Below are 23,651 nucleotides of genomic sequence, written 5' to 3' on the forward strand. Positions count from 1 at the left end.
CCTGCCGGCCCCGGCCGTCTGGCTGGCCCTGCGGGCCCCCAAGGAGAAATGCGTGCGCAGCAAGCTAAATGGATTCACGCTGATCGAGCTGATGATCACGGTGGCGGTGGTCGCCATTCTTTCGGCGATCGCCTACCCCTCCTACCAGGAATACGTGCTGCGATCGCGGCGCGTGGAGGCGCAAAGCCTGCTGGGCGAGGCCGCCGCCCGGCAGGAGCGCTGGCGGGCGCAGAACGGTGGCTACACAAGCTCCGTCGCCAACCTCAGACTGCCCTGGGGGACAAGTCCGAGAACGGCCACTACACCCTGACGATGGCTACGGCCGCCAATGAAGGCGGCTACACGCTCAAGGCCACGCGCACCGGCCGCCAGGCATCGGACAGGCGCTGCGGCGACTACACCCTGAACGCCCTGGGCGTGAAGGGCATCTCGCCCCTGGGAACGGTGGGAGACTGCTGGCGCTGAGCGCCTCCGGGGCCGGGGTCTCAGTCCTGCGCCTCATCCACAAATTCCACCATGGCCGCCGACACCTTGGGCAAGCGGTCTCGTACCCGTGCCGTGCTACCGCAGTCAGGTGCGTTGCGAATCCAGCTGCTCACCGTTCCTGGCCACTTCCTGCGCCTTGGAGTAGCTTTCGATCAGCAACTGGTAAGGCGGGAAGACTGCGCTGTAGGCCTGCGCCCACTGCAACGCGTCCTCACGGTTCCAGGTCTTTTGCACCTCCGAGCACACCGCCGCCGTGTCCATCGGCACGACACCAGCCTGCACGACGCGCGCCAGCGTGATCTCCTGCGCCATTTTCGAGTAGGTCCCCGAGGCGTCGATCACCGCGAAGACCTGGTAGCCCTCGTGCACTGCGGCGATGCTGGGGAAGGCCATGCAGACGCTGGTGATCGTCCCCGCGATGATGAGCTGCTTGCGCCCGGTGGCCTTGACGGCAGCGACGAACTCCGGGTTGTCCCAGGCGTTGATCTCGCCCTTGCGCGCCACGTACCGGGCATGCGGGGCGTACTGGTGGATCTCGGGGATCAAGGGGCCGTTCGGACCCTGCGGCACCGATGCGGTGGTGATGACCGGGATCTTCGCCAGTGTCGCTACCTTGGCGAGTGTGGTGGCATTGGCACGCACCTCGGTGAAGGGCATGTCCTTGATGGTCTGGAACAGGCCGCTTTGATGGTCGATCAGCAGCATCGCCACATTGTCGGGATCGATGACCGGGCGGGCGCCGTTGAAGTTGGCGATGGTTTGGGGTGTGCTCACGGTCTTCTCCTCAATTGCCCTGGGTGAACGTGGTGTGGCTCGTGATCAGGTTGCGGTAGTCGGGGATGTGGTTGGAAAACAGAGTGCCCAGCCCCTGCACGTCGTTGCGCCAGTCGCGGTGCAGTTCGCAGGCAGCGCCGAACCAGCTCATCAGTTGCACGCCGGCCTGCGACATGCGATTCCACGCCGCATCGCGGGTGATGGGGTTGAAGGTGCCGGAGGCGTCAGTGATTACGAAGACGTCGAAGCCTTCCTCGATGGCCGACAGTGCCGGGAAGGCCACGCACACCTCGGTCACCACGCCGGCGATGATGAGTTGCTTCTTGCCCGTGGCCTTCACGGCCTTGACGAAGTCCTCGTTGTCCCAGGCGTTGATGTTGCCGGGCCGGGCGATGTAGGGCGCCTGGGGAAACTGGCTCTTGAGCTCCGGCACCAGCGGTCCGTTGGGGCCGTTCTCGAAGCTGGTCGTCAGGATGGTGGGCAGCTTGAAATAGCTGGCGATGTCGGCCAGCGCCAGCACGTTGTTCTTGAACTTGTCCGGGTCGATGTCGCGTACAAGGGATAGCAGGCCGGTCTGGTGGTCTACCAGCAGCACGGCGGCGTTGTCCTTGTCCAGGCGGACGTAGGGCTTGGTCATGGTGAATCTCCTTGGGTCGCCCAGACAAAGGTCTTGGCTGACGGATAGAGAATAGGATTTGAACGATGAACGCGGTAGTCGTTAATATTTGCCATCAGAGTCCTATCTGAGGAACGATGAAGGCGGTGTGCAATGAAAGACCTGAACGACCTCTACTACTACGTGCAGGTGGTGGACCACGGCGGCTTTGCGCCCGCGGGCCGCGCGCTGGGGATGCCCAAATCCAAGCTGAGCCGTCGCATTGCGCAGCTTGAGGAGCGTCTCGGCACGCGCCTGATCCAGCGCTCCACGCGGCGATTTGCCGTCACCGAGACCGGCCAGACCTACTATGGCCACTGCAAGGCGATGCTGGTGGAGGCCGACGCCGCCGACGAGGCCATCGCGCTGACCCACGCCGAGCCGCGTGGCATCGTGCGCATGACCTGCCCGGTGGCGCTGCTCGATGCGCGCATCGCCGACATGCTGGCGGCCTTCATGGCCGCGTACCCGCGCGTGGAGATCCACCTCGAGGAAACCAACCGCCGCGTGGACGTGGTGGGCGAAGGAATCGACGTTGCCATCCGCGTGCGCCCGCCGCCGCTGGAGGACAGCGACCTGGTGATGCGCATGCTCGCCGAGCGCGGGCAATGCCTGGTGGCCTGCCCGCAGCTGTTGACAGGCGGCATCCCCCAGGTGCCCGCCGACCTGGCAGGCCTGCCGAGCATGGACCTGGGCCTGCCGCAGCACGAGCATGTGTGGCACCTGATCGGCCCGGACGGCACGCAGGCGGCCATCCGCCACCGGCCGCGCCTGGTCACGCGCGGCATGCTGGCGCTGCGCGCGGCGGCCTTGGCTGGGGTGGGCGTGGTGCAACTGCCCTCGATGATGGTGCGCGAGCAGATCGCGCGCGGTGAACTGGTCCACGTCATCCCGGGCTGGGCGCCACGGCGCGAGATCATCCATGCGGTGTTCGCCTCACGGCGCGGGCTGCTGCCGGCCGTGCGGGCGCTGCTGGATTTCCTGGCAGAGCGGTTTAAGGCGCTGGACGAAGACTGAGCTGCCGGCAAGCCGACTGGCTACCACCCGGAGCTCCATCTTCATCGCTGACAGATGAATGATCCGGCCGGGTACTTGATGCCTTCCACCTCCGGAAGCTGCTTTTCCAGAGCGACCAGATTTTCAATCAATCGGGACCGTGCGATCACGCGGCTGTCGTGTTGCATCTGCGCCGAGCGGACGCCAGGAGACAGCTCTTGTGCGCCATCGATCCTGCCCGTAGAGCACGGCAATGTCCCGGTGCTTGCCGTTAGTCAGGCACGTAGTCAGGTACGTCGAACCCACTCCGGATGGCATCACGTCACGCGTGTATCGCGCCACTGGGGCGCCGTTGGACGACGTCGGAAGCTAGATGTATCTGAAGCCCGAGACCAGTGCGGGCCCTTGGACTTCTTTGGACGTATTGGGATTTCTTGGGATGCCAGGATGGCCTGCCCGGAGGGACTCGAACCCCCGACCTATTGCTTAGAAGGCAATTGCTCTATCCGGTTGAGCTACGGGCAGGTATGGCCGCTGACGGGCCAGCGCGGATCATACCCGCAATGGGTGGGCGCTCAGGGCTTGGCGGCGTGCCCTGGCGCCCTTGCCGTCATTCGGCGTCGTCTTCTTCCTCGAAAACCACCGAAGGAGGCGCCATCACGCGCGCCATGTCGGTCATCGTGGGCACCAGGCCGCGTGCAAGGTAGCTGTAGGGCGTGTCGGGCTCCAGCGCCGCAGCGGCAAGATTGGCCATGGGCTGGTTCATCGTCAGGTAGTAGCTGCCCACTGGCGCTTCGACGGCGCCGCGCGTGAGCGCATAGGCGCCACTGGCGGGCGTGGCCGAGCGGGCTTCGTTGTACGAGTCGGCCAGCAGCTGGCCGGGCTCGGCCACCTTGAGCACCTGCAGGCCCAGCAGCCGCAGCCTGTCCACGGCGGGCTGGGCGCTGGCGGACAGCCAATAGCCGCAGGAGCGCGGGCGCGACAGCGTGGTGCGCGGCTGCAGCGAAGCGTTCCAGTCCACGCGCACCTGCTGGTCGGCGCCCGTGTCGGGCTGGATCATGGTGAGGGTGCGCTGCTCGGGCGTCTGCTCGGCCAGTACGGCCAGTTGCTGATGGCAGGCAAGGGAGGCGGTCTCGCGCGCCACGAAGGCCTGCACCTGGGTGAGGTCCTTGGCGCGCTCGGCGCTGGAATGCAGCATGCGTGTGGACGCGGTGACCAGGGTGTGCACGCGCCGCTGGATGTGGGCGCGGCCCAGGTCCGAGCCGCGGCTGCTGACCAGGTAGCCCACGGAGTTCTTGAGCCCGCTGACGTTGCGCAGCGAATCGGGCGCGAGGCTGCCCATGGAGATGGACTTGTCCTGCAGATCCTGGCTGGTGGTGTAGTACCAGTCGCTGCTCAGGCCGGCCTGCGACAGCGCGGTGCGCAGCGGCGCCGTGTACCACTCGCGCGCAGCCTTGGTCACGAATTCATTCTGGTTGGCCGTGGCCGAGTACTGCAGCAGGGCGTCGTAGCGCTGTATGGCCTGGTACTTCTGCAGGAAGACGCTGGCGGCGGGGAATTCCTGCAGGTCCACCACGGCGACGGGGCGGTAGTCGCGCGCCAGCGTGGCCAGGGCCTTGGCCTCCGGCGTGTTCAGCAGCAGGTGGTCATGGGCGATGTCGGTGCCATCGGCTGCATTGCGCGTGCCGGCTTCCACGGCGTCGGGGTTGGCGCGCGGCACGAGGATCACGTTGATCTGCTGCAGCAGCGGCTCCAGCAGGCCGCCGGGAGCGAGCTCGCGGGCGATGATGAGCAAGGCCTCCGTACCCGCGGGTTCGTCGCCGTGCTGGCCGGCCACGAGCATGACCGTGGGGCGGCGGCTGTCATAGAGCGCCGACGGCTGAATGCCGGGTGCGCGCGTGGCCACCAGGGCCTGGATGGGGCTGCCGCGCTGCGAGCTGCCGGGCTGCACGATACCCAGGCGCGTGTCGCGGCCCAGGGATTTGCTGGCCTGGCTGTTCAGCCAGGAAGACAGTTCGCTGGCCGTGGTGAACTGGTTGCGCTGCGGCGCCAGGCCCGGTGTGTCGTAGCGGGTGGCTGGATCGGGAAAGCGCGCAGCCACGGCCGCGTTGTAGGGCAGGGGGACCAGGTTGTTGGCCGGCGCGATGGGCTGCGTGGTCGCCTGCGGCACCACCGGGGTGGCGGGGGCCGGCCGGGTGGGGCGGGCGCCTGGGGCTTGGAGGTGGTGGGCCATGGCGGCAGCGGGGTGCTGGCGCAGGCGGAAAGCAGGGCTGCACACGCCAGGGCCGACCACCGCAACCTGTCCTGTGGCAGCTCCGAATCGGGGCGCTGGCTGGAGGGGGTGGCGTGTGGGGTCTGCAGTGTCATGGCGTGGCCTTGAGGAACCAGTCGGGGGAGTCTTTGAAATCCGGGAAAAGGGCGCGGCCTTCAATAGCCGCAGGCCGCAATGCTATCGGGATGATAGCCATGCAGGCTTGCGGCGCGCTGTCGGCTGAATGCGCAATCTGCGCCATGTGAAAAGGGCTGCAGCCCCGGAGAGATGCAGCCCTTTTTTGCTGGCGGATTCCTCGGCTTGCCGCAGGGCATGCCAAGGAGCCGTGGTGCAGGTCAGCGACCGTAGCCGCCGCGCGAGGGGCCGCCACGGCCACCGCCGCCGAAGCCGCCACCACCGCCGCCGCCACCATTGCCGCCGCGGTTGAAGCCGCCACGGCGGCCGCGTTCGGCCATGGTGTCCACGCTGGTGCGCATCGGATCGGGCTGGCCGCCACCTGCGCTGCCACGGGGGCCGCTGCTGCGTGCATGGCCCAGCTGCGTGCCCAGGTGGGCATCAGCGCGCGGGGGTTGGTCATCGAAGCGACGGACACCGCCGCCGCCTTCGCCGTCAGGGCGCGGGCCGCGCCGGGGGGCGTTCTGGGGGGCTGCCTTGGGACGGTGGGCGGCGCCGGAGCCATTGCCCGGACCATCGAAGCGATCGCGGCGCGGCTTGTTGTTGGCGCTTGCACCGGCGTGGTTGCGGCCACGGCCCTGGCCGCCGGCGTTGCCTTCGGAGCGGCCTTCGTCCGAGCTGGCCTTGGGGGCCTGACCACGGCCACCTGCGCGGCCGCCACGGTCGGGCTGGGTGGCCTTGGTGGTGCGGATGCGGTCCATCATTTCCTGGCGCGCAGCCTTGGCGGCGGCCTGCATGACGTCACGGCTGGGCGGCTTGCCTGCACCGCCCCAGATGGTCTGGCGGCCCATGGCGATGGGCTCGGCCACTTCGTCCTCTTCGGGTCCGAAGCCTTCGAGCACCTGCACAGGGATTTCCTGCTTGGTGAAGCGCTCGATGTCCATCATGAAGCCTTCTTCGTCCATGCAGACCAGGCTGACGGCGTGGCCTTCGCGACCGGCACGGCCCGTGCGGCCGATGCGGTGCACGTAGTCCTCGGACACGTTGGGGATCTCGTAGTTCACGACGTGCGGCAGCTCGTCGATATCGATGCCGCGTGCAGCGATGTCGGTGGCGACCAGGGCGCGCAGCTCGCCGGTCTTGAAGCCGGCCAGGGCCTGGGTGCGGGCGCTCTGGCTCTTGTTGCCGTGCAGCGCCATGGCGCTGATGTTGTTCTTGGTCAGGAATTCGGCAACGTTGTTGGCGCCGAACTTGGTGCGCGTGAACACCAGAACCTGGCTCCAGTTGTTCTCGTTGATGATGTGCAGCAGCACCTGCTTTTTCTTGCCGCGGCCCACGGGGTGGATCACCTGGGTGATGCGCTGCACGGTGGTGTTGCTGGGCGTGACCTGGATGGACTGCGGGTTGCGCAGCAGGCCGTTGGCCAGGTCGCGGATCTCGTCGCTGAAGGTGGCCGAGAACAGCAGGCTTTGCTTGTCCTTGGGCACCAGGGCCAGCACCTTCTTGACGTCATGGATGAAGCCCATGTCCAGCATGCGGTCGGCCTCGTCGAGCACCAGGACTTCGACGGTGGACAGGTCCATGAAGCCTTGCTGCTGCAGATCCAGCAGGCGGCCCGGCGTGGCGACCAGAATGTCCACGCCCTTCTTGATGCGGTCGATCTGGGGCTTCATGCCCACGCCGCCGAAGATGACGGTGGAGTTGATGTCCAGGTACTTGGCGTAGCTGCGCACCGATTCCTCGACCTGTGCGGCGAGTTCACGCGTGGGCGTCAGCACCAGGGCGCGGATGCCCTTGCCGCCGAACTTGTTGCGCGGCACCTGGCCTTGCGAGAGGCGGTGCAGCATGGGCAGGGTGAAGGCAGCGGTCTTGCCGGTGCCGGTCTGGGCACCTGCCAGCAGGTCGTGGCCGGCGAGCACCGCAGGGATGGCCTGTGCCTGGATGGGAGTCGGGTTCTCGTAACCCTCCTCAAGCACGGCCTTCAGAATGGCGGGAGCCAGATTCAGTTCTTCAAATGTCATGTGATCAAAGATGCGCCCGTCCGGGGCGCTGGGTATCTGCCTGTCGAGGCAACCAGGGCGGTTGCCGGACCAGTCGTAGGCGGATGTAGTTCAATGTCGGGAGCCTGGAAAACAGCGTCCATCGTCCCCAGCTGGAATGCTGATGTCACGGGCAACTGGAACCCGTGACGCAGGGTATTGTCGCATGCGCGGATAATCACGGCTGGCGTGCAACCGATTTGTTGCCCGGTTTTTGCAGAAATCAACGATTCAAGTACTCGGACCAGAATGGCTCAATACGTTTTCTCGATGAACCACCTCACCAAGACCGTGCCGCCCAAGCGGCAGATCTTGAAGGACATCTCTCTCAGCTTTTTCCCGGGCGCCAAGATCGGCGTGCTGGGTCTGAACGGCTCGGGCAAGTCCTCGCTGCTCAAGATCATGGCTGGGGTGGACAAGGAATTCGAAGGCGAGGCGCTGCCCATGCAGGGCCTGTCCATCGGCTACCTGCCGCAGGAGCCGCAGCTCAATGCGGAGCACACCGTGCGCCAGGCCGTGGAAGAGGCCATGGCCGAAGTCAACGCGGCCCGTTCGCGCCTCGATGAAATCTATGCCGCCTATGCCGAGCCCGACGCCGACTTCGACGCGCTGGCCGCCGAGCAAGGCGAGCTCGAAGCCAAGATCGCCGCTGCCGGCACCGACTCCGAGCACCAACTGGAGATCGCTGCCGACGCCCTGCGCCTGCCGGCCTGGGATGCCGTGATCGGCAAGCTGTCCGGTGGCGAAAAGCGCCGCGTGGCCCTGTGCAAGCTGCTGCTGTCCAAGCCCGACATGCTGCTGCTTGACGAACCCACCAACCACTTGGATGCCGAGTCCGTGGAATGGCTGGAGCAATTCCTGCACCGCTTCACCGGCACCGTGGTGGCCATCACCCACGATCGCTACTTCCTGGACAACGCTGCCGAGTGGATTCTGGAACTGGACCGTGGCCACGGCATTCCCTACAAGGGCAACTACTCCGAATGGCTGTTCCAGAAGCAAAGCCGCCTGGAGTCCGAGCAAAAGGGCGAGGAAGCCCGTGCCAAGGCCCTGAAGAAGGAACTGGAGTGGGTTCGCCAGAATGCCAAGGGCCGCCAGACCAAGTCCAAGGCCCGTATCGCGCGCTTCGAGGAACTGAGCGATTTCGAATACCAAAAGCGCAACGAAACCCAGGAAATCTTCATTCCTGTGGCCGAGCGCCTGGGCACCCAGGTCATCGAGTTCAACAACGTCACCAAGAGCTTTGGCGACCGCGTGCTCATCGACAACCTGACCATGAACATCCCCGCTGGCGCCATCGTCGGCATCATCGGCCCCAACGGTGCCGGCAAGTCCACGCTGTTCAAGCTGATCGCGGGGCGCGAGCAGGCCGACTCCGGCGAAGTCATCGTGGGCCAGACGGTCAAGATGGCCTATGTGGAGCAGACGCGTGACGCGCTGGCCAACGACAAGACGGTGTGGGAAGACATCTCGGGCGGGCTGGACATCATCAACGTCGGCAAGTTCCAGATGGCGTCGCGCGCCTACGCAGGCCGCTTCAACTTCAACGGCCAGGACCAGCAAAAGAAGGTCGGCAACCTCTCCGGCGGCGAGCGCGGCCGCCTGCACCTGGCCAAGACGCTGATCCAGGGCGGCAACGTGCTGCTGCTGGACGAGCCCTCCAACGACCTGGACGTGGAAACCCTGCGCGCGCTGGAAGATGCGCTGCTGGAGTACGCGGGCACGGTGCTGGTGATCTCCCACGATCGCTGGTTCCTCGACCGTATCGCCACGCACATTCTGGCCGCCGAAGGCGATTCGCAATGGGTGTACTTCGATGGCAACTACCAGGAGTACGAAGCCGATAAGAAAAAGCGTCTGGGCGAGGAGGGTGCCAAGCCCAAGCGCATGCGCTACAAGGCACTGAAGTAAGCATCAAAGGCAAGCCTCAAAGCGCCTCCGGCACGGGCTGGAGCCTGTATTCTTCGGGCCATGAATCCTCCACCCGTTTCTGTTGCCGCGTTGCAAGCCTGCCTGGTGCAGGCTGTTCGCGGCTCGGAGGCGCTGATCCTGCGGCTGCTGCAGCGCACGGCGCATGCCATGGAGCAGGCCGACCAGCCGGGCTCCGGCCTGCCGCGCCGCGCTGAAATCCCCGAGGCACTGGAGCTGCTGGCCCGCCACCGGGCGCCCATGCTCAAGGGCTATGGGCGGGCGCTGCTGGAATGCTTTGGTCAATCCGGCGGCGCTGCTGTCTGGCCCCCTGTGCCTGGCATGTCCGGTGCGTCCGGTGTGCCCGGCACCACCGATTTCGCCTCCCTCTCCCTCCTGGACGACTCCGTGCTGCAGTCCCAGCTGGCCCACCAGCGCCTGCTGCAGCATGTGGCGCCGCAGGTGGAGATCGCGCTGGCCGAGCTCGACGCCCTGGTCAGCGCCGTCCAGGGCCTGGACCGTGTCCAGCCCGAACGCAATCCGCTGCGGCCCCACAGCTATGTGCAGGCGCTGCAGCGCGTGATCGACGACACCGGGGTGGACCCCGGCTCCGCCGCCTGTTGGCTGGGCTTCATGCGTGAGCACCTGGGTGCGCTGCTGGTGTCCGAGTACGGCCATATCGCCCAATCCCTGCGTGACAAGGGGGTGCAGCCTGCGGCCTATGGCCTGGCGCCGGTACAGGCCCCTTCGCCCGACGCGGGACGCCGCCATTCCGACCTGCCGGGGCAAAGCCGCTGGCGGGCACCTTCCCACTATGGCGATGCCGTGGCCCAGAGCCGCGCCTATGGCTCCTTTGGCCAGCAGGCCCAGGAAGATGAGCTGACGCGGCGCCTGGTGGCGGCCCTGCTGTCCGATCCACGCTGGATGGATTCGCACCGCGAGGCGCCCACTTCGGCGCCTTCTTCCATGTTGGCGCTGGCCCACACATCCGCCTATTCCGTGCCCGGGCAGTTTGCGCCGGCCATGGACGGCGCAAGCCGCCTGCAGACCACCGCCTGGCAGGGCAGCGAGACGGCACCCACCGTGCTGGCGGCGCTGCCCGAAGGCTGGACTTCGCTGAGCTGCATGGCGCTGGAGTCCGTGCAGCACCACTCGGCCCAGCTGGAGCAACTGATGCAGGCGCTGCAGCCGCCCGAGCAGCAGGAGCCCGCACCCGGCGTGCGCGCCGACGACGGCGCCGCGCTGCACACCCTGCAGCGCATGATGCGTTTCATGGCGGCCGACACGCGCCTGCTGCCTTCCGTGCAGCGCACCGTGGGCCGTCTGGAGCCGCTGCTGCAGCAGCTGGTGGTCCAGGACGCGCGCTTTTTTGAAGACCGCAGCCACCCCGCGCGCCAACTGCTGGATGAGCTGACGGCACGCAGCCTGTGGTTCGACAGTGAATCCGCGCCCGGCTACGGTCAATTCCTGCAGGTGGCCGATTCCGCCGCCATGCGGCTGGCGGCCCTGCAGCGTGCCGATGCGTCGGCCTTTGCCACGGTGCTGCAGCAGCTGCGCGACGGTTGGGGCGGCAGCGGCATGCAGCCCGTGGGTCCTGGCGAAATGCCGGAAGGCGGCACGGTGACCGGGCCTGTCTCGGCTGCACTCAGGCATGTGGAAAGGCGGGGCGTGGACCCGCGCTGGCCCGAAACCGCCATGCCCAGGGCCGAGCAGATTGCAGCCGCCATCCGGCGCCTGCCCAGCGCCCAGGGCGTGCCCGATGACATTCTGGAATTCGCCACGGGACCCTGGGCCGAAGTGATCGCCAGCGTTCAGGAACCCGTGGACGGCAGCGAGGCCCGGGACCCCGGCGGCTATCTGGCCCTGGTGCCCAGCCTGCTGTGGAGCGTGTCGGCGCACGCAGGCCGCGATACCGACCGCCTGGTGGCGCTGGCACCCCGGCTGCAGGCCCGGCTGCGCGCCGGCCTGCGCAGCGTGGGGCGTACGGAAGAGGAAATCCAGGCCTTTGCCGCGCGCCTGGCCGGCCTGCACCAGGATGCGCTGGATGCCGGTGTGGTCCGCCAGCCCATAGAGAGCGTGGACATTTATCTGGACTCCGTACCGCCGACCATCTACGGGTCGGACTCGGTGCTGGCGTCCCTGTCTTCCTCCAATGGTGCGGCAACGCTTGGCCAGACAACGCCCGGCTCCCTGGCGGGCCGTCTGCCGCAGTCGTTGTTTGGCGTGGCGGCCTCCCTGCCGACGCCGCTCGATGTGCGGCAGCCGATGGTGGACGATATCGGCGCGCTGACCGAGCAGGACCTGGAACTGCCCGAGGCGCTGCAGGATGAGCTGCCGGCCACCCCGGCTGCACAAGCGCCGCAGGCCCTTGCTGGGCTTGCGGGGCAGGCTGCGTTGGCCGGTGGCGAAGCCGCCCCGATGCCTGCCGAGCCCGCGCTGCCCCTGGAGCCACCGCCGCCGGTGGTTCCCGTGGTGTCCGAAGACTGGGCACTGGGCACCTGGGTGGAACTGTCCAACGCCCGGCAGTGCATCCGCACCCAGCTGACCTGGGTCAGCCCGCAGCAGACGCTGTTCCTGTTCACGGCCACCGATGGCAGCACCCAGTCCATGACGCGCCGCATGCGCGACAAGCTGCTGGCACAAGGGCAACTGCGGCGCGTGGACTGAGGCGCCTGCCGGACATGCGCCGGCGCCGATGGGGACGAATCGTGCCCAATTCGGGCCTTGCGGAGGTTGAGGCCTGAGGCCTGTCAAAAAGACAATGTCCTGCATCGGTGCGCTCCGGATCACGGGGCGCATCACCGAATAGACCCCACCAGCAGGAGACAGGAATCATGGCGCGTTTGAGGATAGGCATCGTCGGAGCAGGCATTGGCGGACTGGCGGCAGCCAATGCGCTGCACCAGGCAGGGCATGAAGTATTGGTGTTCGAGCAAAGCCGGCAGTTCCTGCGCGTGGGCGCGGACATCAACCTCACGCCCAATGCCGTGCGCGCCCTCGATGGCCTGGGCGCCGACATTGCCGCCGCCGTGCGCGCCAGCGCAGCCCGGCCCACGCACCGCATCAGCCGCAACTGGGATACGGGCGAGGAAACCTCGCGCCTGACCATGGGTGACGAGGCCGAGCGCAAGTACGGCGCCCCGCAGTTGACCATCCACCGCGCCGATCTGCTGGCCGCGCTGGCCGATGCCTTTCCGCTGGACCAGGTGCAGTTGGGCAAGCGTGCCAGCCAGATCACGCAGACGGGGCAAGGCGTGGACATCGCCTTCACCGATGGCAGCGAAGTGGCCGGGCTGGACGCACTCATTGGCGCGGACGGCATCCACTCCGTGGTGCGCGCGGCCCTGTTCGGTGCCGAGAGCCCGCGCTTCACGGGTGTGGTGGCCTTCCGCGCGGTGGTGCCCACCGAGCGCGTGCGCCATGTGCCCGACATCCAGGCCTTCACCAAATGGTGGGGCGCCACGCCGCAAAGCCAGATCGTGACCTTTCCGCTGAACCAGGGGCGCGACACCTTCATCTTCGCCACCACGGCCCAGGATTCCTGGCACGAGGAATCGTGGACCACGCCCGGCAGCGTCGAGGAGTTGCGCGGCTTCTACGCCGATTTCCATCCCGATGCCCGGGCGCTGCTCGACGCCTGCGATGGCGTGCTCAAGACTGCGCTGTACGAGCGCGATCCCCTGCCGGCCTGGTCGCAGGACCGCATCACGCTGCTGGGCGATGCCTGCCACCCGATGATGCCCTTCATGGCCCAGGGCGCAGGCATGGCCATCGAAGACGCCGTGGTGCTGGCCCGCAACCTGGATGCCGCCCCGGGTCCGCAGCAGGTGCCCGAGGTCCTGGCGCGCTACCAGGCCATGCGCATGCAGCGCACCAGCGAGATCCAGATCGGCTCGCGTGGCAACAACTGGCTGCGCGCCGGTGGCAATGCCGATGGCGTCTATGGCTACGACGCCTGGGCGGTTGCGTTGCAGGCCTGAGCCCGGTCAGGGCCGGCAGGCGGCCAGCTCCCTGGCACAGGGCAGCTCCAGCCCTTCGGCCGTGGTCAGCGACTGCGCGGCCAGCACGGCGCGCACCGTGGCCAGGGCCACGGCCTCGGCGGCCATGGCGGACAGGGTCAGCATGCCCAGCGAGTGCTCGGCCAGGCCCGTGCCCAGGGCGAACAATGTGTCGCCATCGCTCATGGTGTGCACGGGGCGTATGGCGCGTGCCAGGCCGTCATGGGACACCACGGCCAGGCGCTGGGCCTGGACCTTGGTGATGCGGGCATCGGTGGCAATCACGCCGATGGTGGTGTTGGTGCCTGCCAGCAGCGGCCGGGGCTCTTCGCCGCGCAGCAGGGCACGGCAGGTGTCGTGCAGCTGGCGGCCATCGGGGCTGCGCGCGCCGGCCAGCAGTGCGCCGCTGTGCGGGTCGACCACATCGCCCACGGCATTGCAGGCGATCAGCGCGCCCACGGTGACGCCATGCACGGTGAGCGAGGCCGTGCCAATGCCACCCTTCATGGCGCGATCCATGCCGAAGGCCTTGCCCACGCAGGCGCCCATGCCGGCGCCCACATTGCCCTCGGCAGGCCGCGCGGCGCTGGCGGCCTGGCAGGCCGCATGGCCGGCATCGGCACCCGGGCGGATGCGGCTGTCGCCCACCGCCAGGTCGAACAGCACGGCGGCCGGCACGATGGGCACGCGGCCCACGCCCACATCCAGCCCTATGCCCTGCTCATCCAGCCAGCGCATGGCGCCGCTGGCCGCGTCCAGCCCCCATGCGCTGCCGCCCGAGAGCATGACGGCATGCACCTGCTGCACCAGGTTGGAGGGATGCAGCAGGTCGGTCTCGCGCGTGCCGGGGGCGGCGCCACGCACATCGCAGCCCCCCACGGCACCGCCGCGCGCCAGCACGACGGTGCAGCCCGTGGGGCGGCGGGCATCGGTGTGGTGGCCTACCTCGATGCCCTGTACGCGGGTGATGGAGCCGGGGTCTGAGTCGGTGCTTGGCATGCGCTGCTCTGCTCGGTGATGGACAGGCCTTCACCTTAGCCGAAACGGCAGCCCTGCACCCGGTCTTCAGCGCAGCACTTCCAGCTGCGTGACCACGAAGGCGCCCTGGTCCTGCTCGGCGCGAAAGCGCACCTTGTCGCCGGCCTTGAGGGCGGGCTCGGGTGCAGCCACGCGCAGCTGGAAGACCATGGTCATGGGCGGCATGCCCAGGTTCTTGAGTTCGCCGTGGCGCAGCGTGACCTTGCTGGTGCGAGCATCCCAGCGCGTGACCTCGCCTTCGCTGAGGTCCTGGCTGACGGCGGCAGGTGCGGTTTCGGCAGATTGCGCGCCATGCGCCGCATGGTCGTGGGCCGTGGCCTGGGCACAGGCCCAGGCCGGGATCAGCGCGGCGGCAAGGGCCAGGCGCACGGCAAGGGCGGTACGGGACGTACGGGAAACAAGGAGGGCTGTGTTGTACATGGTGTGCTCCGGGGTTCAGCGGTAGCTGGTGAAGGTACGGGTGGAAACGTCGCTGTTCATGAGGTTCTTGGTGATCAGCAGCACCTCGTAGGGGTCCTTGCGGCCGCCGTATTCGGGGCCGTCCATGCCGGGGCTGCCCACGGGCATGCCGGGCACGGCAATGCCCAGCGCCTTGGGCTTTTGCTTGAGCAGCTTGTGCACGTCGGCCGCAGGCACATGGCCTTCGAGCGCATAGCCTTCGACCAGGGCCGTGTGGCAGGAGCCCAGGCGCGCCGGAATGCCCAGCCTGGCGCGCACGGCGCTGTTGCCGGTGTCGTGCACGGTGACGGCAAAGCCGTTTTGCTCCATGTGCACCACCCAGTCCTGGCAGCAGCCGCAGTTGGGGTCCTTCCAGACCTCGACGGGGATGCGGGTGCTGGGTGCTTCTTTGGGCGCCGTGGGTGCAGCCGCCCACAGCGAAGGGGCGGCGAATGCCGTGCAGGCCAGGGCCATGCGGCGCAGCGCACTGCGGCGCGGGTGGGCGGATGCCATGCGTTCGTGTTTCATGGGGTGCTCCTGAAGGGGGAGAAGAAGGGGCGCGCTCATTGCGTCACCGTGATGGTTCCGCGCATTCCGGCCTGGTAGTGGCCGGGGATGAGGCAGGCAAAGTCGAAGCTGCCTTCGCGGTTGAAATTCCAGACCAGGTCGCCGGATTTGCCGGGCGAGACATGGGCCATGTAGGGCTCGCCGTGCTCCATGGTGGGGAACTTGAGCATCATCTGCGCGTGCTCGTCCAGCGAGGCCGGCGTGCCCAGCACGATCTCGTGCATGACCTGGCCCTTGTTGGCCACGCGCAGGCGCACCGTCTCGCCGCGCTTGACGCTGATGCGCTCTGGCGTGAAGCGCATGTTGTCGCTCATGTCCAGGGTGATGGTGCGCCGGGCGGCCGAGGCATCGCCGGCAATGCCCCAGGGCTTTTGCTCCTTGACCGCGGCGGCCTTGGGAGCGTCATCGTGGGTTTCGCTGCCATGGGCGAAGACGGCAGCGGGGCCGGCGAGCAGTGCGGTGGCGAGGAGGAGGGCAAAGGTGTTCATGAGGTGCTCCTTGGATGGCATCAGTGGTGCTCATGGCCCGCACCGGGCTTGCGCACGCTGGGTGCGCCGGGGGACTGGCCTGGCGTGGTCTGGCGCGGTGCGGAGGCCTCGGCCGCCGGCCCCTTCCATTCATAGGCCACGCTGCCCTTGGGGTGGTTGAACCAGCCCGGGTCGCCGTAGTCGTTGGCGCCCAGCTGCTCGCGCACCTTGAGGGTGGTGAACATGCCGCCCATCTCGATGGGGCCGAAGGGGCCCGTGCCGGTCATCATCGGGAAGGTGTTGTCGGGCAGGGGCATTTCCATGGAGGCCATGTCGCCCATGCCGCGCTCGCCCATGACCATGTAGTCGGGCACGATCTTCTGGATCTTGCCGACCAGGCCCCGGTGGTCCACGCCGATCATGGTCGGCGTGTCATGCCCCATGGCGCCCATGGTGTGGTGGCTCTTGTGGCAGTGCAGGGCCCAGTCGCCCAGCTCGTCGGCGATGAACTCCACCTGGCGCATCTGGCCCACGGCCACGTCGGTGGTCACCTCGGGCCAGCGAGCGGACCGGGGCACGGGGCCGCCGTCGGTGCCCGTGACCTCGAATTCGTGGCCGTGCAGGTGGATGGGGTGGTTGGTCATGGTCAGGTTGCCCACGCGCAGGCGCACCCGGTCGCCGCGCCTGGCGACGACGGGGCTGATGGCGGGGAACACCCGGCTGTTGAAGGTCCAGATGTTGAAGTCCGTCATCTCGGCCACGCGCGGCGTCATGGAGCCGGGCTCCACGTCGTAGGCCGACAGCAGGAAGGCGTAGTCGCGCTGGACCTCGGCGATCTGCGGATGCGCCGCCTTCGGATGCGTGATCCACAGTCCCATCATGCCCATGGCCATCTGCACCATCTCGTCGGCATGCGGGTGGTACATGAAGGTGCCGGGACGGCGCGCCGTGAACTCGTAGACGAAGGTCTTGCCGGGCGGGATATGCGGCTGGGTCACGCCGCCCACGCCGTCCATGCCGTTGGGCAGGCGCTGCCCGTGCCAGTGCACGGTGGTGTGCTCGGGCAGGCGGTTGGTCACGAAGATGCGCACCTTGTCGCCTTCCACGACCTCGATGGTGGGGCCGGGGCTCTGGCCGTTGTAGCCCCACATGTTGACGAAGAAGCCCGGTGCCACCTCGCGCACCACGGGCTCGGCCACCAGGTGGAATTCCTTGACGCCTGCGTTCATGCGCCAGGGCGTGGTCCAGCCGTTGAGCGTGACCACGGGGCGGTAGGGGCGGCCGTTGGGCGGTGCCAGCGGAGCGGCGGTTTCGGCCGAGGACTGGGTCGCTGCCTCGGGCAGGGCAGCCAGGGCCACGCGGCTGACGGCGGCGCTGGAGACGGCGGCCACGGCCGCGCCGGTGAAGAAGTTGCGGCGGTTCATGTCAGTGGCTCGCTGTGTTCGTGGGAGTGGGTGCGGCGGCGCTGGATGCGGCTTCGACCGTGCCTGGCGAGGTTCCGGCCAGAGCCAGCTGCAGGTCGGTGTCGGCCAGCCAGAAGTCGCGCTGGGCGTCGGTGGCGGTGGCCACGGCCTGGGCGCTGTTGCGGGCCTCGGCCAGCAACTCCCAGACGCTGACGAACATGCCGTTGTAGCGGAGCATGGTTTCGTCCTGGATGAAGCGGCGCAGCGGCAGCACCTCGGCCTGCTGCTGGTGGGCCAGGTCCCAGGCCGTGCGGTAGCGCATCCAGCTGCTGCGCGCCTCGGCCCGCGCCTGGATGGCGCCTTGCTGCAGCTGGGCCGCGCTGCGCTGGACCTCGGCACGTGCGCGGCCGCTGGCGGCGCCACCCCAGTCGAACAGCGGCAGGGGCAGGTCGATCTCCCAGCCGCGTGTCACATCGCTGTGGCCGGTGGCCCGGTCCGTGGCGGTGTTGCGGTTGTAGCCCAGGCCGATGTCGCCGAACATGGCGCCCAGGCGTGCCCAGCCACGGCGCTCGGCCAACTGGTCCAGGTCGCGGCGCAGGGCGCGCAGGTCCAGGCGCTCGCGCAGCGCGGTGGCTTCGGCATCGTCCCCGGAGCGCAACTGCGTGGCGGCCTGCGGGATGGCGGGCAGCTGGTCGGGCAGCTTGAAATCGATGCGCCGTCCCCACAGGCCCATCAGACGGGCCAGTTGCTCATGCTCGGCCGTGGCGGCCAGGCGCGCACGCGCCAGCTGGGCTGCGGTGTCCTGTTGGATGCTGAGCTCGCGTGCCTGCTGCAGCCGGCTGAAGTTGCCCACGCGGGCCATGCGCCGCGCCAGCTCGGCCCCGGCCTCGGCCGCTTCGTGCATGCGCTCGCTGGACGCCAGCTGCTGGCGTGCGGCCACGGCGCGCAGCCAGGCGCGGCGCGTGTCGGCGGCCAGCCGCAGCACATCCTGCGCGGCGGTCAGGGTGGCCTGTTCCATCTGCATGCCCTGCCAGCGGCTGCGCCAGGGCAGGGTGATCAGGCTGACCAGGCCAAAGCTCAGCTGGCGCTCGATCTCGCGCTCGTCGCTGTTGACCATGCGGCCCAGGGCCAGCGTGGGGTTGGGCAGGGTCAGGGCCTGCACGCGTTCGGCATCCTGCACGCCCAGTTGCGCCAGGCGCGCCTGCAGGCCGGGGTTGTTGAGCAGTGCGATGCGCACGGACTGGTCCATGTCCAGCGGCTGGCGCAGCCACTCGTCGATGCGCTGCTGCGCCGTGTCGCGGGCCTGCAGATCGGTTGGTGGCAGCTGGGCGCCGTCCGGCAGGCGGCTGGCGGTATGGGATTGGACCGCGCCGCGCAGGCCGTCGGGCGAGATGCTGGCGCAGCCGGCCAGGACCAGCACGGCAGCCATGGCGCCGACCAGCCGGGTGGGGGCGAAGAGGGTGCGCTTCATGGCCGGCCTCCGTGCTGCATGTGAGAGCCGTGCGGGGACGCCGCAGGCGTGGATCGGCCGCCCTGGGCGGCTTCCCAGCGCAGGATGTCCATATGGCCGTTGGGAAACTCGGCCACGGCCGCATTGGCCTGGCGCCAGTCGGTCAGCTCGGTTTCCACGGCGCCACTGGCCGGCAGCGCGGCATGGCGCAGCGGCAGGCTGGCCGCAGCCGGATCGATGGCGCCTGTCAGGCCTGCGGAGGAAGAGGCGGGGGGGAGGCTGCCGTCATGTGCTTGGGCCCAGGCAGCGGGGCTGGATGCGGCAAGGGCCGCCAGCCCGAATTGGATAAGGGGGACGAGAAAATGCGCACGGCGCATGGTGTTCTCCTGAATGCGAAACGGACAACGCATCCGCGGCCAGACGCCCCGCCATGCCCGCAAGCGGGCTGCCCATGGAGGGGCGGCAGGGATGGCGCGGACGCACTTCGGGCGTCAGGCTTCAGGAAATGGGTGGCTTGATGGCCTGCAGCTTGGCCGCGCTGGCAAAGCGCGCGCTGCCTTGGGGGCGCAGTGCGGAGGACGGCGCTGCGCCGTCCGAACCGATCTGGCCAGGGGTGAAAAGGGCCGAATGGCAGATGCCGCACAGGGTGCAGCTGGGCCCATGTTCATGTTCGCCGCAGCTGCCGCCCGCAAGGCCACCGGCCTGGGGAGCGCAGCCTGCACTGTGCTCGGCGTGTGATGCGTGATCTGGGTCGTGATCTGCGACGTGCGCCGCATGATGCTGCTCAGGGCTGTCCGGCGATTGCGTGATTTCCAGCGCGACTTCCCGCGCGATTTCGGGCGCGTGGTGGTGGAGTGCCGACGCCGGAGCCAACGCTGGCGCAGATGCCGCAGCCGGCGCCAGGGCCGGCATGACGGGCGCAGCCCCCATGGCCATGGCGTCGCCCAGCAGGCCACGAAGGACCAGCAGCAAGACCAGGACAATGGACAAGGGGCGGCGCATAGGTTTGGAATGATACCGGACGGTGGCGCGAAGTTCCTCAGGCGCGTGGGCTTTGCCGGGGCGGGCGGCGCGTGGCGCGCAGGGCCTCGGCGATCAGGGCCGATACGGCGGGCGGCATGTCCATGGGCAGGGTGGCCGGCACCGTGGCGCGGCCTGTGTTGCCGCGCGGCAGCCGGTCCAGCAGGTGGCCTGCAGGCACCAGGGCCAGGCGCAGCAACTGGCCTGCCACCTCCCCGCCATCGCGCAGTTGCAGCGCATGGCGCAGCATCCAGCAGTGGGATCGCCAGTGCAGGCCCAGCAGCTGCTGGCCCAGCACATGGCTGGCCTCCAGCAGCAGCCAGCGCTGTGCGGGCGCCTGGTCCTGGCTTGAACGGAAGCTGTGCAGCAGGTGGGTGAAGGCGGCGCGGCGCTGGGCGTCGGTCATGCCGCCTCCCTGTCGCTGCCCCAGCGGCGCAGCCGCAGGCCGTTGGCGACCACCAGAAGGCTCACACCCATGTCGGCGAGCACAGCCAGCCACATGCTGGCGTTGCCGGCCAGGGCCAGTGCGAAGAACACCAGCTTGACGCCCAACGACAGGGCGATGTTCTGCCAGAGCACGGCGTGGGCGCTGCGCGACAGTTCCACCACCTCGGGCAGGCGGCGCAGGTCGTCGTTCATCAGCACCACGTCGGCGGTTTCCATGGCCATGCCCGTGCTGTGCATGCCGCCCATGGCAAATCCGATGTCGGCCTGGGCCAGGGCCGGTGCGTCGTTGATGCCGTCGCCCGTCATGGCGGTGGGGCCGCGTGTGCGCTGCAGCTCGGCCAGGGCGTCGAGCTTGTCCTGGGGCAGCAGGCCGCCGCGCGCATCCTGGATGCCGGCTTCGGCAGCGATGGAGCGCACGGTGGCCGTGTTGTCGCCGCTGAGCACCACGGGCTGCACGCCCAGGGCCTGCAGGCGTGCCACGGCCTCGCGGGCCTGGGGCCGCAGCGGGTCGGCCACGGCGAACAGGGCCCGCACGCCGCTGCTGTCGGCCAGCAGGGTCACGGTGCGGCCCTGGGCTTCGTGCATGGCCAGGCCGGCGCGCAGCGCGGCGCTGTCCCAGCCTTGCTCCTGCACCCAGCGCAGGTTGGCCAGGGTCCAGAGCTGGCCGTCGATCTCGGCCTGCACGCCACGGCCGGGCAGGGCCAGCAGCTTGCTGACCGAGGCCCGTGCTGCCACGGCGGCCACGCCGGCATCGGCCTGGAGGCCGGAAGCAATGGCGCGCGAGACCGGGTGGTCCGAGCGGCCGGCCAGGGCCAGGGCATATGCGGCGGGCTGGCTGGAGTCCTGGGCCGCGTCTTCTTCGCTCCAGGATTTCCATTCGACCAGCTTGGGGCTGCCCGTGGTCAGCGTGCCGGTCTTGTCCAGGGCAATGGCGCGCAGCTTGCGGGCCGATTCCAGCGCCTGGCCGCCCTTGATCAGCAGGCCGCGGCGTGCGGCCGCCGTGAGTGCACTGACCACGGTGACGGGGGTGGACAGCACCAGGGCGCAGGGGCAGGAGATGACCAGCAGGGCCAGCGCCTGGTAGGCCGCGTCATGCCAGCTCCAGTCCATGACCAGCGGTGCCAGCACCGCCAGCGCAATGGCCAGCACCAGCACGATGGGCGTGTAGACGGCGGCAAAGCGGTCGACGAAGCGTTGCGTGGGCGCCTTGGAGGCCTGGGCCTGCTCCACGGCGTGGACGATGCGCGCAATCAGGCTGTCATTGGCCGCCGAGGTGACGCGCATCTGCAGCTCGCCATCCTGGTTGATGCTGCCGGCGTAGAGCTCGTCGCCCGGGGCCTTGTCGGCCAGGGCGCTTTCTCCGGTGATGGGAGCCTGGTTGACCGAGCTTTGGCCTCGCAGGACCACGCCGTCCAGCGGCACGCGCGCGCCGGGGGCCACGCGCACGGTGGCGTCCAGCGCCACGTCGGCGGCGGCCACGCGCTGCACGCTGCCATCGGGCTGGAGCACGTCGGCCGTCTCGGGCGCCATCTGCAGCAGGCTGCGGATGGCATTGCGCGCGCGGTCCATGGCCTGGTCCTCGATGCGCTCGGCCGCGGCGTACAGGGCCATGACCATGGCGGCCTCGGGCCACTGGCCGATGGCGAAGGCACCCGTGACGGCAATGGCCATCAGCGCATGGATGCCCAGCTTCAGGCGCAGCACGTCGCGGATGCCGGCCTTGTAGACGCCCAGGCCCGACAGGGCAATGGCCAGCACGGCCACGGCCATGCCGCCGTATTGCAGGGCAGGCACGCCGCCCTGGGAGCCGCTGACCCAGTGGGCGGCTTCGGCCAGCACGGCTGCAATCAGCGCGGCCGTGATGCGCGGCCAGCCGGGCAGCACGCTGTGGTCGTGGCCGGCATGGGGATCGCTCTCGTCGTGACCGTGGTCATGGTCGTGGTCGTGGTCGTGGTCGTGGTCATGGGCGTGATCGTGGCCATGGCCCTCGCCGTGCGCATGCGAGTGGCCTTGGGCCTTCTTGCGGGCCGGCGTGGGCTGGGTGATGGTGAAGGGCGCGCAGCAATCGGTGCCGCAGGCGGAAGACGGCGAAGTCGAGGCGGGCTTGGAAAGGGCTGGGGAGGCTTTCAGGGCCTCGTTGCCCTGAGGGCTTGGCAGGCGATTGGAGTTCATGCGAGCATTGGAAACGGTGAAGTCACTTCAAGGTCAAGCATGTCACAGCATGAATCTGCGCGCTGGCGCATCGGCGAGGCGGCCAAGCGTTCCGGCGTGGCCGCCGCCAACATCCGCTACTACGAGAAGGAAAGGCTGCTCAGTGCAGGCGTGCGCGAGGACAACCAGTACCGGCTGTACAGCGACAGCGATGTGCACCGGCTGCGCTTCATCCGCCTGTGCCGCGCCATGGACATGTCGCTGGACGAGGTCCGCACCCTGCTGGCGCTGGACGGCGCCAGCAAGGCCGACTGCGTGGCTGCCAACGAAACCCTGGATGCCCACCTGGGCCATGTGCGCGAGCGCCTGGCCGAGCTGCGCGCGCTGGAGCATGAGCTGATGCAGCTGCGCAGCCAGTGCGACGGGTCGGACAGCTACTGCCATCTGATCGAGGCTCTGCACGCTCAGGCCGACGAACCGCTGGCACCCGCCCTGGGCAGCTCCGGCGCCAAGCGCCATGTGTAGCGCCGTCCGCAGCTGCCTGTCTTGCGCCGGCGTCCGACGGACCGTCCCGGTACGGCTCGCTATCATCGTCCGATGAGCCTCAGCCACGCAGCCCTGTCCCTTCCCGACCGCATCTGGGCGGCGCTGCGCGACCATGCGCTGGCCTGGTGGCGCAGCGTCTACCTGGGCGCCGTGCTGCTGGTGCTGGCCATGTCCCCCTCCAGCTACCGGCGCGGTGCACGGCGTGCCATGGCGCACCAGATCTATGTGCAGACCGGGCCCATCCTGCTGGGTTTCACGGCGCTTGCGGCCCTGTTGTGCGCGGTGATCACGCGCATCGTCATCGTCACGGCGCTGAGCTATGGGCTGTCGCGCTATGCGCTGGAGATGGTGGTGCGTGTGCTGGTGATCGAGCTGATCCCGCTGACGGCCGCGCTGTTCGTGGCCATGCGCTGCACCATTCCCAACGGCACGCTGATTGCGCAGCTGCGCGCACGGGGCCAGCTCCAGGCCTGGCAGGAGCGCGGCTCCGACCCGCTGCGCATGGCCCTGGTGCCGCGCGCGGCCGGTGGCGTGTTCGCCTCGGTCACGCTGGCCGTGCTCAGCTGCGTGGTGGCCCTGGTCACCGTCTACCTGAGCGTCTATGGCTTCACGCTGGCGGGCCTGCCCGGCTATACGCGCATCTTCGGCCAGATCTTCACGCCGGCCGTGACCCTGGTCTTCGTGCTCAAGACCTGGTTCTTCAGCCTCACCGTGGCCATCATGCCCATGGCCTCGGGCCTGTATGCGCCGCTGCGGCGCCACCGGCTGGGCGGCGCGGCGCTGGGCGGCTTTGCGCGCATGTTTGCCGTGCTGCTGGTGATCGAGGTGATCTCGCTCATGGGCAACTATTACTGAGCACGCCTGCTGAACTCCACGAACCCC

The 23,651-nt window shown here is 68.6% G+C and carries 19 protein-coding genes, 1 tRNA gene and 2 pseudogenes; 7 read left to right on the plus strand and 15 right to left on the minus strand.

The features are described 5' to 3' along the window. Positions 1-91: 91 nt before the first annotated feature. A pseudogene (locus CLV01_RS13465) lies at positions 92-465 on the plus strand (type IV pilin protein). Between the two features lie 105 nt (positions 466-570). Here CLV01_RS13465 and CLV01_RS13470 read toward each other — a convergent pair. Further along, positions 571-1,260: a hydrolase gene (locus CLV01_RS13470; RefSeq protein ID WP_099734100.1), complete on the minus strand. Its 690-nt coding sequence runs from the start codon at positions 1,258-1,260 to the stop codon at positions 571-573. Between the two features lie 10 nt (positions 1,261-1,270). Next, positions 1,271-1,897, minus strand: a complete 627-nt coding sequence (gene ycaC, locus CLV01_RS13475) for an isochorismate family cysteine hydrolase YcaC (protein WP_099734099.1) — start codon at positions 1,895-1,897, stop codon at positions 1,271-1,273. 132 nt (positions 1,898-2,029) lie between these two features. On the opposite strand from ycaC, the gene CLV01_RS13480 reads away from it, so the two are divergent. Beyond that, a complete protein-coding gene (locus tag CLV01_RS13480; RefSeq protein ID WP_099734098.1) occupies positions 2,030-2,932 on the plus strand; it encodes a LysR family transcriptional regulator in 903 nt (300 codons plus the stop codon). Positions 2,933-3,359: 427 nt separating this feature from the next. On the opposite strand, the gene CLV01_RS13485 is transcribed toward CLV01_RS13480, so the two are convergent. From CLV01_RS13485 to CLV01_RS13500, 3 genes and pseudogenes are all read right to left on the minus strand, one after another. Next, positions 3,360-3,436 (minus strand) — tRNA-Arg (locus CLV01_RS13485). An 85-nt stretch (positions 3,437-3,521) separates the two neighbouring features. Then, a pseudogene (locus CLV01_RS13490) lies at positions 3,522-5,278 on the minus strand (M14 family zinc carboxypeptidase). 240 nt (positions 5,279-5,518) lie between these two features. Continuing rightward, positions 5,519-7,318 (minus strand): DEAD/DEAH box helicase, encoded by a 1,800-nt coding sequence (locus tag CLV01_RS13500; protein WP_097202784.1) that lies wholly within the window; start codon positions 7,316-7,318, stop codon positions 5,519-5,521. A gap of 267 nt (positions 7,319-7,585) precedes the next feature. Between CLV01_RS13500 and ettA the strand changes: the two genes are divergently transcribed. From ettA to CLV01_RS13515, 3 genes are all read left to right on the plus strand, one after another. Beyond that, positions 7,586-9,247 carry an energy-dependent translational throttle protein EttA gene (ettA, locus tag CLV01_RS13505; protein ID WP_013803101.1) on the plus strand — a complete coding sequence of 554 codons (1,662 nt, stop codon included), beginning with the start codon at positions 7,586-7,588 and terminating at the stop codon, positions 9,245-9,247. A 60-nt stretch (positions 9,248-9,307) separates the two neighbouring features. Then, on the plus strand, positions 9,308-11,911 hold the full coding sequence (locus CLV01_RS13510; protein WP_099734097.1) for a DUF1631 family protein: 2,604 nt from the start codon (positions 9,308-9,310) through the stop codon (positions 11,909-11,911). Positions 11,912-12,078: 167 nt separating this feature from the next. After that, positions 12,079-13,224, plus strand: coding sequence for an FAD-dependent monooxygenase (locus tag CLV01_RS13515; protein WP_012204753.1), 1,146 nt, complete (start codon positions 12,079-12,081; stop codon positions 13,222-13,224). Between the two features lie 6 nt (positions 13,225-13,230). Here the strand turns inward: CLV01_RS13515 and CLV01_RS13520 are convergent, their stop codons facing one another. From CLV01_RS13520 to CLV01_RS13565, 10 genes are all read right to left on the minus strand, one after another. Further along, positions 13,231-14,241 carry a P1 family peptidase gene (locus CLV01_RS13520; protein ID WP_099734096.1) on the minus strand — a complete coding sequence of 337 codons (1,011 nt, stop codon included), beginning with the start codon at positions 14,239-14,241 and terminating at the stop codon, positions 13,231-13,233. 66 nt (positions 14,242-14,307) lie between these two features. Beyond that, on the minus strand, positions 14,308-14,700 hold the full coding sequence (locus tag CLV01_RS13525) for a copper-binding protein (protein ID WP_099734095.1): 393 nt from the start codon (positions 14,698-14,700) through the stop codon (positions 14,308-14,310). A gap of 15 nt (positions 14,701-14,715) precedes the next feature. Next, entirely contained in the window at positions 14,716-15,246 is a 531-nt protein-coding gene (locus CLV01_RS13530) for a DUF411 domain-containing protein (RefSeq protein ID WP_065346266.1), read from the minus strand. Positions 15,247-15,281: 35 nt separating this feature from the next. Continuing rightward, positions 15,282-15,773 (minus strand): cupredoxin domain-containing protein, encoded by a 492-nt coding sequence (locus CLV01_RS13535; protein WP_047474288.1) that lies wholly within the window; start codon positions 15,771-15,773, stop codon positions 15,282-15,284. A 20-nt stretch (positions 15,774-15,793) separates the two neighbouring features. After that, positions 15,794-17,176, minus strand: coding sequence for a multicopper oxidase family protein (locus CLV01_RS13540; RefSeq protein ID WP_012204758.1), 1,383 nt, complete (start codon positions 17,174-17,176; stop codon positions 15,794-15,796). Position 17,177: 1 nt separating this feature from the next. Continuing rightward, positions 17,178-18,626: a TolC family protein gene (locus tag CLV01_RS13545; protein ID WP_099734094.1), complete on the minus strand. Its 1,449-nt coding sequence runs from the start codon at positions 18,624-18,626 to the stop codon at positions 17,178-17,180. Further along, positions 18,623-18,982: a hypothetical protein gene (locus CLV01_RS13550; RefSeq protein WP_099734093.1), complete on the minus strand. Its 360-nt coding sequence runs from the start codon at positions 18,980-18,982 to the stop codon at positions 18,623-18,625. The genes CLV01_RS13545 and CLV01_RS13550 overlap by 4 nt, the downstream gene beginning before the upstream one ends. Positions 18,983-19,103: 121 nt before the next feature. Continuing rightward, positions 19,104-19,595, minus strand: a complete 492-nt coding sequence (locus CLV01_RS13555) for a hypothetical protein (RefSeq protein ID WP_228676793.1) — start codon at positions 19,593-19,595, stop codon at positions 19,104-19,106. A gap of 49 nt (positions 19,596-19,644) precedes the next feature. Further along, complete coding sequence (locus CLV01_RS13560) at positions 19,645-20,031, minus strand: DUF3703 domain-containing protein (protein WP_013803091.1); 387 nt, start codon at positions 20,029-20,031, stop codon at positions 19,645-19,647. After that, entirely contained in the window at positions 20,028-22,244 is a 2,217-nt protein-coding gene (locus tag CLV01_RS13565; RefSeq protein ID WP_099734092.1) for a heavy metal translocating P-type ATPase, read from the minus strand. Before CLV01_RS13565 ends, CLV01_RS13560 begins: the two co-directional genes overlap by 4 nt. A 39-nt stretch (positions 22,245-22,283) precedes the next feature. Between CLV01_RS13565 and CLV01_RS13570 the strand changes: the two genes are divergently transcribed. Beyond that, complete coding sequence (locus tag CLV01_RS13570) at positions 22,284-22,748, plus strand: Cd(II)/Pb(II)-responsive transcriptional regulator (protein ID WP_013803089.1); 465 nt, start codon at positions 22,284-22,286, stop codon at positions 22,746-22,748. A 72-nt stretch (positions 22,749-22,820) separates the two neighbouring features. Next, complete coding sequence (locus CLV01_RS13575) at positions 22,821-23,624, plus strand: MlaE family ABC transporter permease (protein WP_012204765.1); 804 nt, start codon at positions 22,821-22,823, stop codon at positions 23,622-23,624. Positions 23,625-23,651: the final 27 nt, after the last annotated feature.

The sequence above is a fragment of the Delftia sp. 60 genome (assembly GCF_002754395.1).
In the GTDB taxonomy this organism is placed as follows: Bacteria; Pseudomonadota; Gammaproteobacteria; order Burkholderiales; family Burkholderiaceae_C; genus Comamonas; species Comamonas acidovorans.

What these genes read in the sequence shown, in the direction of transcription:
- ycaC (WP_099734099.1), bottom strand. Translation starts at nt 1,897, where the DNA reads ATGACCAAGCCCTACGTCCGCCTGGACAAGGACAACGCCGCCGTGCTG.
- CLV01_RS13480 (WP_099734098.1), top strand. Translation starts at nt 2,030, where the DNA reads ATGAAAGACCTGAACGACCTCTACTACTACGTGCAGGTGGTGGACCAC.
- CLV01_RS13500 (WP_097202784.1), bottom strand. Translation starts at nt 7,318, where the DNA reads ATGACATTTGAAGAACTGAATCTGGCTCCCGCCATTCTGAAGGCCGTG.
- ettA (WP_013803101.1), top strand. Translation starts at nt 7,586, where the DNA reads ATGGCTCAATACGTTTTCTCGATGAACCACCTCACCAAGACCGTGCCG.
- CLV01_RS13510 (WP_099734097.1), top strand. Translation starts at nt 9,308, where the DNA reads ATGAATCCTCCACCCGTTTCTGTTGCCGCGTTGCAAGCCTGCCTGGTG.
- CLV01_RS13515 (WP_012204753.1), top strand. Translation starts at nt 12,079, where the DNA reads ATGGCGCGTTTGAGGATAGGCATCGTCGGAGCAGGCATTGGCGGACTG.
- CLV01_RS13520 (WP_099734096.1), bottom strand. Translation starts at nt 14,241, where the DNA reads ATGCCAAGCACCGACTCAGACCCCGGCTCCATCACCCGCGTACAGGGC.
- CLV01_RS13525 (WP_099734095.1), bottom strand. Translation starts at nt 14,700, where the DNA reads ATGTACAACACAGCCCTCCTTGTTTCCCGTACGTCCCGTACCGCCCTT.
- CLV01_RS13530 (WP_065346266.1), bottom strand. Translation starts at nt 15,246, where the DNA reads ATGAAACACGAACGCATGGCATCCGCCCACCCGCGCCGCAGTGCGCTG.
- CLV01_RS13535 (WP_047474288.1), bottom strand. Translation starts at nt 15,773, where the DNA reads ATGAACACCTTTGCCCTCCTCCTCGCCACCGCACTGCTCGCCGGCCCC.
- CLV01_RS13540 (WP_012204758.1), bottom strand. Translation starts at nt 17,176, where the DNA reads ATGAACCGCCGCAACTTCTTCACCGGCGCGGCCGTGGCCGCCGTCTCC.
- CLV01_RS13545 (WP_099734094.1), bottom strand. Translation starts at nt 18,626, where the DNA reads ATGAAGCGCACCCTCTTCGCCCCCACCCGGCTGGTCGGCGCCATGGCT.
- CLV01_RS13550 (WP_099734093.1), bottom strand. Translation starts at nt 18,982, where the DNA reads ATGCGCCGTGCGCATTTTCTCGTCCCCCTTATCCAATTCGGGCTGGCG.
- CLV01_RS13560 (WP_013803091.1), bottom strand. Translation starts at nt 20,031, where the DNA reads ATGACCGACGCCCAGCGCCGCGCCGCCTTCACCCACCTGCTGCACAGC.
- CLV01_RS13565 (WP_099734092.1), bottom strand. Translation starts at nt 22,244, where the DNA reads ATGAACTCCAATCGCCTGCCAAGCCCTCAGGGCAACGAGGCCCTGAAA.
- CLV01_RS13570 (WP_013803089.1), top strand. Translation starts at nt 22,284, where the DNA reads ATGTCACAGCATGAATCTGCGCGCTGGCGCATCGGCGAGGCGGCCAAG.
- CLV01_RS13575 (WP_012204765.1), top strand. Translation starts at nt 22,821, where the DNA reads ATGAGCCTCAGCCACGCAGCCCTGTCCCTTCCCGACCGCATCTGGGCG.